This window comes from Moorena sp. SIO1F2 (assembly GCF_010672755.1).
GTDB lineage: Bacteria > Cyanobacteriota > Cyanobacteriia > Cyanobacteriales > Coleofasciculaceae > Moorena.
The window spans coordinates 1-11,392 of the sequence record NZ_JAAHFV010000208.1; the positions used below are offsets into that span (position 1 = coordinate 1).

Here is an 11,392-nt window from a genome sequence, read left to right on the forward strand (position 1 = left end):
TTATCACCATTTACTATCACCATTTACTGTTCACCATGGATTATCCTGGCTGCCATCCGATCAGGCTCTGTAGTTGGCGAATAGAGCAATTTCAGCTATAACAGCCCATAGGGTATTTGGCGGGCTTGTCGAAATAATGGAGATAGTTGATTATTATCTAAACTATCTAAGGAATTGTCGGTGTTTAGCCAGTTGGTTACTATGAATGATTTTGACATACTTAAAAAAACTATCGATCGCCTAAGAAGCGAACGAGATGATCTCAAGAAAGAACTAGATACCTACCGAAGTTATCTGGATAAGCGCTCTACAGATATCAGAGCTTTAATTTATACAGAATTACAACTATTTTCCCCAAAAATAGCTGAGGAACTCAGGAAGGAATTCAGAACACAATTTCACCTCGTGATTGCCTTGTTGGTTTTCACTACCCTATTGACCACCGTCAGTGGTTTTGTAGTTATGTCTAGTCTTGTTGATAGTTCGGTAAAAGGACATATCAAAGATCAAGAAGAACAACTTAAGAAACTCAACAAACGTATAAACAATTCTCTATTTGATAACCGAGTTGATCTGCAAGTTCTTCAGCAACAAACTCAAACTATCAAAGCCCAAACTCAAGACTATCAAAAACAAGCTCACTATCTAAATAGTAAGGTACAAAGCTTAGATATCAACGCTTCTACTATAGAGAAAAAACTTAATGCTCTTCTAGAATCAGACCCAGTAGCCTTGGGAGATATAGTTGAACGGATAAATAACTTAACTCAAGATAGTAATCAGCTGATTACTATCTCTCGCAGTATCGAAGAAGTGGCTAATTCACAGATTAAACTGGAGAGTGGAGAGATTTCTGTTAGGGAAGGGAATTTATCAAAGGGTGATGGCAGACGAAGAATATCAGGTGAGCAAAAGTTTAATACCAACTTTTCTTCCGAGCCTGTGGTTTATATTGCTTTAAACGACATCGATAGTGATAATGATGAAAATCTCCGATTAAAAGTTGATGTCACTGATGTCAACCGAGAGGGGTTTCAGTATGTATTGGAAACCTGGGGAGACACGCGGGTTTACAGTGCTAATGCAAGTTGGTTTGCCTATGGCAAATAAATCAGATCTAGTCCGGTTTAATACTTATCATTGAATGGTGTTCGTCAAGGAAAATGGATTCAGCGCTGCATCGCTATTCCCTATTCCCTATTGCCTGGGCGCAGCGCTATAGTTTTTCCACCCACGAATTCGGTCAGGGGAAATAGTTTTGGTTATCCCCTTTCCCTTTGTCTAGCCCTAACGTGAAATCAATAGACTACTAGACATCTCCATAAAATCGGTTTTGACCCAGGCATTACAAGGGTTTGAGGTTAATTTTTGGAGATGTCTACTGGTTTTCTTCTGTCTTCCCCTTGCTGTTACCGGGAGAAGAATTGTATATAGCGTCTAACTGTTGGCGAGCGTCTTCAACGGTCATTGACCGCATCACTAACAGCGGTTCATTGATAGGGTTGCCACTATCATCAAGCAGTTCCGGGTGCGGTACTGACTTAGCAGGAGATGGATTGGCATTCACTTGATTCCGACCCCATTGGGCGGGTGATTTTCCCGATGCTGAGAAAGAACGCTGGGAATCAAAACTCAAACTTAATAGGTTACGAATTAAATTCCCAATCGCTAAAAATGCTATAACAGTAAAGGCAATTAGATAAATTAGGTGTAACATCGTATTGTCCTCCCGACCAAATAGTTGGTCTTTAACTCCTTGTCTTGCTCAGGGATAAAAAACGGCTTTTTATAGGTGGTTAGTTAACCTTAACAAAACGTAGTCCACTATTTCCTCAATCATTTCCTGAATCTAGGTGCGTCAAGATTAGTCATTCCCTGAGGCCGCTGACTCGGATGCACCGGATGCCAATGATCGCAACCGGATTGCCACTCCCCAACATTCTCTCACTAATTGGTGCCATGGCATCATGGTAGAAAGTTCAACTCCTACTTGACCATTAGTGGCGTCAAAAAGCATTTTAGCTGTATTTACCTCCTTCTGGGCTTGCTTTACCCGCTTGAGTAGGTCAGATTGTTCCTCCGTGGTCAAAAAGGTGATATCTTCAGTTTCTAACAACGAAAGCGATCGCTCAAACCAGTAGTCAAAATCTACTAGTAGCGGTTCCAATATGGTTTTCAGTAACTCCGGTGTTGATGGCTGGGGTTGATCCATGATATTAAAAGGGTTTATTTTTTCATAGTCTACCTTAATTATATTTACATTTTTTTACAATTTGTGACATAACCCTTAACACTTTTAGAACACTACTACTCCCTCAAAATTCAATTGAGGGGTAAGCATATGCGCTACTTGAGATGCTACTTGAGGTGCGGTCAGCCGTCAGCGGTCAGCCGTTAGCAGACGTAACTCAGCATTATTGGAATGGTTACCTGTTTTCTTGATGCAAAGCGCTCATGGGGGAAACCACGGCAGTCGCTCATGGGGGGAACCACGGCAGCGCGGTCATGGTTTGAAGTTACCGTAAGATAGTGGAGCCTTATTAACAAATATTTAACCCTTTTCTGCATAACCTGCTAACTATAAAGGCTCCACTATCTAAGGTTTCGTCTCCGGGGAGACCCCCAAGACCGGGCTGCCTCCCCAAGACCGGGCTGCCTCCCCAAGACCGTAATGGTGCGTTTGACCCGTAATTAAATTCGCCACGGGTCGCACCTGAGGCATCGCTTATTCAAAAGCACCATCTGTAGCGTGGCACAGGCTTCGACGCATCGGACCCATTAGCTGATAGCTGATAGCTGATCCCTGAAAGCTGATAGCTGAATGCTTACATTGAGGGGTAAGCTCAAGTCCGGTTGAATACCCATCATAAAGACGATTGATGGCCAGATGGTTAAATGGGGCAGATTTTGATTAAGGGTAATTATCCTGACATGATCTAAAATAGACCTTGGCCAATTAGGCACGCTTGTACTATGCATTTGTGCTATCAATTAAGTACCAAAACCATTAAGCCAACCCGTAACCCCTAACCCCTTGCCCTCACCCTCAAAACTAAATTGAGAGAGTACTACACCAGAAACATGTACTTTGCGAAAAACTAAGCTTTGTATCATAGAGGGATAGCACAAAATTGGTGTTACGGTCATAGCGCGTTACTCAATTCCATAGAACATTCACCGATGGTTAACTCAGAACCCTCCGAACAGCCTGAAAAAATTCATTTGCCCCGTACTAGCGAATCCGATACCCTAAAAAGGCTCCGTCATACGACCTCCCATGTGATGGCGATGGCCGTCCAGAAGCTATTTCCGAAGGCTCAGGTGACTATCGGTCCTTGGATTGAAAATGGTTTTTATTATGATTTTGATCAGCCAGAACCGTTTACTGAGCAAGACCTGAAGAAAATCCAAAAGGAAATGGTCAAAATCATTAAGCGGAAGCTTCCGGTAATTCGGGAAGAGGTGCCACGGGAAGAAGCTCAACGGCGGATCAAGGAACTGGGTGAATCCTATAAACTGGAAATTTTGGCAGATTTAGAAGACCCGATCTCGATTTACCACCTGGGGGATGAGTGGTGGGATTTGTGTGCTGGTCCCCATTTGGAAAATACCAGTGAAATCAACCCGAAGGCTATTGAATTGGAAAGTGTGGCTGGGGCTTACTGGCGAGGGGATGCGAGTAATACTCAACTCCAGCGCATTTATGGTACAGCTTGGGAAAACCCAGAGCAACTACAGGAATATAAGCGCCGTAAGCAAGAAGCCCTGAAACGGGATCACCGTAAGCTGGGTAAGGAACTGGGACTGTTTATTTTTTCTGACCCGGTGGGACCAGGATTACCCCTGTGGACCCCGAAAGGAACGGTTTTGCGTACCCTTTTGAAAGATTTCCTCACGCAAGAACAGCTTAAACGAGGTTATCTACCAGTGGAGACACCCCATATTGGTCGAGTGGACTTGTTTAAGGTATCCGGTCACTGGCAGAACTATAAAGAGGATATGTTCCCGATGATGGCTGAGGATGAGGAAGCAGCAGCCGCAGAACAAGGATTTGTCCTAAAGCCGATGAATTGCCCCTTCCATATCCAAATTTATAAGAGTGAATTGCGCTCCTACCGGGAATTGCCCATGCGCTTGGCAGAATTTGGTACAGTGTATCGCTATGAGCAATCTGGGGAACTGGGGGGGTTGACCAGGGTGCGTGGTTTCACGGTGGATGATTCTCACCTATTTGTGATGCCAGATCAGTTGGATCAGGAATTCATCAATGTGGTGGATTTAATCCTATCAGTGTTCAAAACTCTGCAAATGAAGAACTTTAAAGCACGGTTGAGTTTCCGTGACCCGGCCTCGGATAAGTATATTGGTTCCGATCAGGCTTGGGAAAAAGCCCAAGGAGCAATTCGCCGTGCTGTGGATACCTTGGGCATGGAATCCTCTGAAGCACTAGGGGAAGCGGCATTTTATGGCCCGAAACTGGACTTTATCTTCCAGGATCTCCTGGACAGGGAATGGCAGTTAGGAACGGTACAGGTGGATTACAACTTGCCAGAACGATTTGATTTGGAGTATGTGGCAGAAGATGGCACTCGCCAACGCCCGATTATGATTCACCGTGCCCCCTTTGGGTCTATCGAGCGCCTAACTGGGATATTGATTGAACAGTATGGGGGAGACTTCCCCTTCTGGTTAGCACCAGTACAAGCACGATTGTTGCCAGTCGGGGACGCACAGTTGCCTTTTGCTCAGGAAGTGGCAACAAAAATGCGATCGCATGGCATTCGAGCAGAAGTCGATACCAGTGGGGAAAGGCTTGGTAAAGCAATTCGTAATGCCGAAAAGGCTAAAATCCCGGTGATGAGTGTGATTGGTGCCAAGGAAGTCGAAGCAAACAGTTTAAATATTCGTACCCGTGCCGCTGGGGAATTGGGAATGATGCCCATAGACCTGGTTGTAGAAAAGATGGAGCAGGCAAATCGGAATCGGGAGAATTTTTAGACTCTAAAGGGAGTAGGGAAAGAGAGGGGAGTGTCGGAGGTGTGGGAGGTGTGGGGAGATAGGGAGATGGGGAGATGGGGAGTTAGATCAGCAACTGGCTTGGTTTCCACGGGGCTGACAAGGTGCGGACCCAGGTGACCAAATTCCCAATTCCCAATTCCCAATTCCCGATTCCCGATTCCCGATTCCCGATTCCCGATTCCCGATTCCCGATTCCCTACTCCCCATTCAACAGTTCTGGCAAAATCCCATCACACAATTTGCGATCGCTTTCACTCAAGGTCGGATTATGCTTCAAATAGTCCCTGATCCAATAGCACCCCTTCACCAATAAATTCTTTAAATCAGAGGTTAAATCACAGCTAGTGGTATGACTCCCCCTGGTAACTATCCCCTGTCCAGGTTTTACACCTAGGAGTGTACTGCCATTAATCGGTCCGCCAACGGTTTTGATTTCTGTACCATCGATATTCCAGATTTTAGCAGTACCATCTTCACTGACAGATACCAACGTTTGACCGTCAGCCAGGAAACAGGCATTGCACACAGGAGCAAGATGTCCTTTTAGGGTTTTGAATTCCTTACCATCACGAGTCCAAAGCTTTACTGTTCTATCAGCACTAACTGAAGCAATAATTTGACTGTCAGGACTAAAAACAACACCTCTAACTCCTGCTTGATGTCCTTGTAAGGTAGTGATCAGTTTACCATCCAGACTCCACAGTTTCACCGTTTTATCAGCACTAGCGGAAGCCATAATTTCACCATCCCCACTGAATCTCAAACAGACAATTTTTAGACTATGGGCTGGAATCGTATCGATTAAGCTACCATCGAGATGCCAACGTTTAATGGTTTTATCTTCTCCTGCGGAAGCCAGCATCTGACCATCCTGACTGAATCTAATGGTAAGGATTTTAGCAAGATGACCGTTGAGAGTATTTAGCAGTACTCCGTTATCCTGTCCATACTTATCATCAATCCCCCACAACTTGATGATTCTGTCATTACCCGCAGAAGCCAGGATTTTACCATCAGGACTAAAACTTAGACTCCTGATACTCAGACCATGGGCTGGAAAGGTTTGCAGTAAGGCTCCATTAAGATGCCAAATTTTAATAATACCATCCACACTAGCAGTGGCTAATAGTTTTGCTTTAGGACTAAAACTGACACTCCTGACACTAGCTTCATGTCCTGAAAATGTTCTAAGTAATGTGCCGTCTAGACTCCATAGTTTTACTGTTTTATCTTCACTAGCTGAAGCATACTGCTGACCGGTAGAATTAAAACAAAAGCCGATAAGTTTACCAGTATGCCTTTGCTGAGTATTCAGTCCAATACCCTTGAGACTCCAAAGTCTGATAGTTTTATCGACACTAGCAGAAGCCAGTAACCGTCCATCGGGACTGAAACTTACCCCACACACAGACCCTTTGTGTCCTCGGAAAGTCTTGAGCTTATTCCCATCAAGGTTATAAAGTCGAATTCGATTATCTTTACTGGCTAGTGCTAATAGTTGACCATCGGGACTGAATCTAACCCGATAGACTGGCAAGCCATAATTATCGATGGAGTTGAGTTCTTTGCCATCTATATTCCAGAGTTTAGCGGTACCGTCCCAACTCCCGGAAGCCAGCATCCGACCATCTGGACTAAAGCAGACACTCAAGACACCCCTAGCATGACGATTGAAAATTTTGGGCCAACTACTGTCTAAATTCCAGAGTTTGATAGTGCCATCTTCACTAGCGATCGCAAGGGATTTACCATCAGGACTAAAACTAATCCCAAAGTTAGCAGGACCAAACCTGGTCAGGGTTTTAATCCGAGTACCATTAGGATGCCACAGCTGGATCGTGCCATCTTTACTAGCAGCAGCAATGGTGTTACCATCGGGACTAAAACTAATGTTGAAAACTTGGTTTTTATGACCTCTGAGAGTTTTCAGTAACTTGCCATCCCGTTGCCAGAGTTTGATGGTGCTATCAGCACTAGCAGAGGCAAACATTTCACCATTGGGACTAAAGCTAATGCTAAACACTTGCTCCTTGTGACCCCGACAGCTTGCCAAAGCTTTCCCATCAATTCCCCAAATCTTGATGGTGCCATCTTCACTAGCAGAGGTAATTAGTTTACCATCAGGACTTAAACAAACACCAAATACTCCCGCATCATGTCCTTCCAAACGATTGCACTCTTGCAAGTTATTGATAATTTCCTGAAGCTGATTCACTTGTTGCTGTTTAATCTCACGAGTAACCTCTGTGGTGAGTAATCGTTTCCCAGCTTTTACACTAGCGACCAATGCTCCTAACTGGTCGTGGGAAGACAGTAGAGCTTGAGACAGAGAACTCAGGGCTTTAATTTCTGCAATTTCTGCTCGTCTTCGTTCCTCTTGTTCTTGATGGAGTGCTTGCTTTAGTTCTTCTTTGGTCAGTTTTAACTCCGCTAGGATTTGAGGCTCTTGTCCTTGGCGAATAAATGATACTAAATAATCATGAACTAACTGATAACGATCAGCCGGATATTCTGGCACTTCAAATACTAAACCAGAACCCACTAACACCTCCATTACTAAATCCAGTTGCTCCTCTTCTAAGTCCAAATCTTCTGCTAATTCAGCCTGAGTTTTTAGCGGTCGCATCCCGTTTTCATCGGTCAGTAAATATAAAACAAGTTTAGTGATTCGTTCGTTCTCTTCACCACAGTCTTTAATCGCTGTTTCTAGGTATCGTTCAACCAGTTTTTCCTTCGGACCTTTGGCTAGATAATCTGCTAAGGTGGTAATTTTTTCGGCTTGGAGCTGAGCTCCTACCACTTGCAACTCAATGGGGAGCACCTCATTGGTATCTCCTGCTAAATCCTTGACTAGAGCATCGGTTAGGGTTGGCTCTAGAGAAAATGCCGTGTGTTCCGTTAAGCTTTTAATAACTGATTTAGTTTGCTTTGGGGAAAAGTTACCGAGATAGTAAAGAATCGTTTTATCTAAAATATTGTTGTTAATGACATCTAATTGAATTAGACGGTTACACTCTAACAAGTAATGAAGGTCATCTTCTCTAAGGGATAAAATAATTTTAACATAGGGAATATTCAAACAGATCTTCATAAATTCATATAAAACCATTCGTTGCTTTCTGTCTTTAGCCGCAAAGAAAAATTCTTCAAATTGGTCAAAGACTAAAACCACTAGGATATTGTATTCTGTTATTTCCCAGAATGTCTTGAGAATTGCGGCTGTTGTTTCTAGAGTATTACCATGATACTTAATCAGTTTTTTTTCTGCCAGAGACTTGGCTAAGGCTTTTCCAAATTCGGGAATCCAATCGGTATAAACTTGCTGGAAAACCGTTAATACCTCACGGGAGCCAATGGTTTTTTGTTTCAAGGTGGGAATTAACCCAGCTTGGACAAGGGAACTTTTACCTACTCCTGATTGACCATAAATTACCGTTAGTTTATGGTCACTACGGCCCATACGTTGCATTAAGCGATTGACATCCCCTTGTCTACCAGAGGCCGCAATGGCTGGGGTCACAGAATTGTGGTAGTCTAGATTCGGTAATGCTGGGTTAGTTACCTGTTGTTTAGGCTGCAATCGACCAGCACCAATAAAGGCTCGAAAATTGTACTGCTGCTCAATGGAGCGTCGTTCTTGTTTAACCCGAAAAGCAGTCAAATAGTTACCTTGTTGGCAGTAGCACTGGCGCAATTCTTCTAAAATCCGAATGTAAAGCTCTGGATCATACTGGGCTTTGGTTCTGGCTTTGGCCGTTTCCAGAGTTGTCAGACTGTCTTGGATTTTAGCTTGCTGCTGTTGCTGTTGCGATCGCGCTAGAGACAATAAATACCAACCTTGGTGAAATGAGCGTTCCCAATCACAATCGGTATCGAGTGAGCATGAGGTTGGTGTACAGAATTCAGACAATGCCTGTTCTAAGATTAACAGAGCCTGTTGGGCTAACTGTTGCGCGTTAGTCCAATCAGATTTCCATAAGGCGACTTCTGCTAAAAAGCCATAGGCTCGCGCTAGTCTAAAGGGATTACCATAGGTTTGATGGATAGTCAAGGCTGTGTTAGCAACTGCTTCCAAGTCATCCCACTGTCCCAGTCGTTGCAGTACCTCTGCCCAAGCATTAATAAACTTGGCAACTAAGTCTGGTCGCTCAGCCTGTTCAAAGACTTTAATACATTGCTGATAATACTCTGCGGCATGACCACAAGCGACTTGATGTTCAGCCCGATGTCTCTCAGCATAGGTACGCCACCATAATCCTAAATAGTACAGTAAGCATCCAACCCGCTCTGATGAGGAGGTGAATGGTTGGGGTTTTTCCTGGGTTGCCCTGGCCTCTGGCTCAATCTGCTGCCATTGGGCTAAACTACGCTGATAATGTTCTAGAGACTCTTGTGATGACCCATCAGCGGCACGACCCAAAACAAATTCTAAGCTGGCTTCTAACCGTGGGTCTAATCTGACCTTACGATGGTTTAGCTCATTCTGGGCTGACTTTAACTCCGTGCGGCGAGTCGAACCAATGCCCAAATTCAGGTCATCATTGTCTAGAAATCTGCCAGCACCAGAGTTTAATACTTTGCCATAGACCTGATTGACCGTTTGCTCAATAAAATCAATTAACTCATCCGTTGCCATCTCAAAGCCTATGGGAGTAGCAGCCCAACTGGTGAAATCTGGTGCTACTCGCCTCAGCTTGTGTTGGACCTGATCGGTTACCCATAACACCAGGGGGAAGGGGAAGGTTTTGCGAAATTCATCCCGTGCATTATTGGTAGAAACCAATAACCTATCAATATCCCTAACTAATTCCAAATTGTGAACAATAAGGGCATCGGGTAGTTCTGAAGTAAGTTCCCCTTGAACATTGCTATAGAGGTTAAGAGCCGATGAGGCCAAAGCCCTGGAGTGAAACTTAATCTGGTAGCGTTCTGTCAGTTGTTGTGTTAAGCGCTGCCGCAATGATTGATAATTACAACGGGCTAAAATCAGAGAAAATTGTCCCTTAGAAAATGCGATCGCCCGTGCTAGCATTCTTAATGATTCATTGTTATTGCCATTGAAATCTTTGGGTTGGACGGTCATATTTATTCCAACGGTTGTGCTTCTGCCAGAATCTGATTTACGCCCTGACCATCCCCTCTGCTGATCTTGGTAGCCATGGAGCGCGTTCATGGGGGGGTTTCTACCATTATTGACTACTGCAAACCCTTAGGGTTTCCACCGTTGGGCAACGGTTTTGGTTTCCAAGGGTAGTGCGTTCGCGTAGCGTGGCCGAAAGGCCAGACAAGGGTTTGATAGGGATCTTCACCCTTTACTCGCCTTTGCTGCAACACCTGAAACAGTAATTCCCATTATTTACCAGTAACCGCTGGCACCTGAATCTTCCGTTGCTTTCTGATTACCTTTTCCAAGCAACGACCTCTAGGAAGTTGATCTATTATACCACATTTTTTTGGTGGTTTGGTTGAAGGTTGGTTGGTTGAAGGTTGGTTGGTTGAAGGTTGGTTGGTTGAAGGTTGGTTGGTTGAAGGTTGGTTGGTTGAAGGTTGGTTGGTTGAACGCGATGGACGAAGTCCCGCTTTGCTGCGAACGCGTGGCCAATAGGCCAAGGTTGGTTGGTTGAAGGTTGGTTGGTTGAACGCGATGGACGAAGTCCCGCTTTGCTGCGAACGCGTGGCCAATAGGCCAAGGTTGGTTGGTTGAAGATTGGTTGGTTGGTTGAACGCGATGGACGAAGTCCCGCTTTGCTGCGAAGCGCGTGGCCAATAGGCCAAGGTTGAAAGCGATCGCGTAGCCGAAAGGCCAAGGTTGTTGGGATCTGATATGGTAGGCAAGGTTAGAAGAAAATCAGTTGTCACCGCAATAGTTTAGGAGTCAAACGATGGCACTAGTTAACTCGACAATGTTGTCCTTAGGTACCAAAGCACCAGAGTTTCAGTTACCGGATGCAGTGTCTGGCGAGACGATTTCCTTAGAGACCTTTGCCGGTAAGCAGGGGTTACTGGTAATGTTTATCTGCCGTCATTGTCCTTTTGTTAAACATGTACAGGGAGAATTGGCCAAGCTAGGGAAAGACTATGCCGATGCTAATCTCGGTATGGTGGCAATTAGCGCTAATGATGCGGATAATTACCCGGATGATGCTCCCGATAAACTTAAGGAAATGGCTCAGGCGCTGGGATTTACCTTTCCCTTCTGTCATGATCAGAGTCAGCAAACGGCTCAGGCTTATACAGCTGCTTGTACCCCAGATTTTTTTCTATTCGATGCTAACCAAGAGCTAGTTTACCGAGGTCAATTGGATGATAGTCGTCCTAGTAATGGGATACCAGTTACCGGTAAGGATTTACGAGCAGCTATTGATGCGGTGCT

At 44.5% G+C, this 11,392-nt stretch carries 7 protein-coding genes; 3 read left to right on the forward strand and 4 right to left on the reverse strand.

The window, feature by feature from the left end; genetic code table 11:
* Window positions 1-201 precede the first annotated feature (201 nt).
* The gene (locus tag F6J94_RS21675) at window positions 202-1,110 is read left to right on the forward strand and encodes an H-type lectin domain-containing protein (protein ID WP_293019785.1); all 909 of its coding nucleotides are present in this window, start codon (window positions 202-204) and stop codon (window positions 1,108-1,110) included.
* Window positions 1,111-1,378: 268 nt separating this feature from the next.
* On the opposite strand, the gene F6J94_RS21680 is transcribed toward F6J94_RS21675, so the two are convergent.
* Entirely contained in the window at window positions 1,379-1,717 is a 339-nt protein-coding gene (locus tag F6J94_RS21680; protein WP_293044052.1) for a DUF2973 domain-containing protein, read from the reverse strand.
* Between the two features lie 147 nt (window positions 1,718-1,864).
* A complete protein-coding gene (locus F6J94_RS21685) occupies window positions 1,865-2,212 on the reverse strand; it encodes a DUF2605 domain-containing protein (protein ID WP_293044054.1) in 348 nt (115 codons plus the stop codon).
* A gap of 968 nt (window positions 2,213-3,180) precedes the next feature.
* Between F6J94_RS21685 and thrS the strand changes: the two genes are divergently transcribed.
* Window positions 3,181-4,998: a threonine--tRNA ligase gene (gene thrS / locus F6J94_RS21690; protein WP_293044056.1), complete on the forward strand. Its 1,818-nt coding sequence runs from the start codon at window positions 3,181-3,183 to the stop codon at window positions 4,996-4,998.
* Between the two features lie 217 nt (window positions 4,999-5,215).
* Here the strand turns inward: thrS and F6J94_RS21695 are convergent, their stop codons facing one another.
* Together F6J94_RS21695 and F6J94_RS21700 are read right to left on the reverse strand one after the other, a co-directional pair.
* A complete protein-coding gene (locus F6J94_RS21695; protein ID WP_293044058.1) occupies window positions 5,216-10,102 on the reverse strand; it encodes a hypothetical protein in 4,887 nt (1,628 codons plus the stop codon).
* Window positions 10,103-10,371: 269 nt separating this feature from the next.
* Window positions 10,372-10,854 carry a hypothetical protein gene (locus F6J94_RS21700; RefSeq protein ID WP_293044060.1) on the reverse strand — a complete coding sequence of 161 codons (483 nt, stop codon included), beginning with the start codon at window positions 10,852-10,854 and terminating at the stop codon, window positions 10,372-10,374.
* Between the two features lie 47 nt (window positions 10,855-10,901).
* On the opposite strand from F6J94_RS21700, the gene F6J94_RS21705 reads away from it, so the two are divergent.
* The coding region (locus F6J94_RS21705) for a thioredoxin family protein (protein ID WP_293044062.1) at window positions 10,902-11,392 on the forward strand (491 nt) is incomplete at its 3' end.

Coding starts and splice junctions, on each gene's coding strand:
- F6J94_RS21675 (WP_293019785.1), top strand. CDS start 202: ATGAATGATTTTGACATACTTAAAAAAACTATCGATCGCCTAAGAAGC.
- F6J94_RS21680 (WP_293044052.1), bottom strand. CDS start 1,717: ATGTTACACCTAATTTATCTAATTGCCTTTACTGTTATAGCATTTTTA.
- F6J94_RS21685 (WP_293044054.1), bottom strand. CDS start 2,212: ATGGATCAACCCCAGCCATCAACACCGGAGTTACTGAAAACCATATTG.
- thrS (WP_293044056.1), top strand. CDS start 3,181: ATGGTTAACTCAGAACCCTCCGAACAGCCTGAAAAAATTCATTTGCCC.
- F6J94_RS21695 (WP_293044058.1), bottom strand. CDS start 10,102: ATGACCGTCCAACCCAAAGATTTCAATGGCAATAACAATGAATCATTA.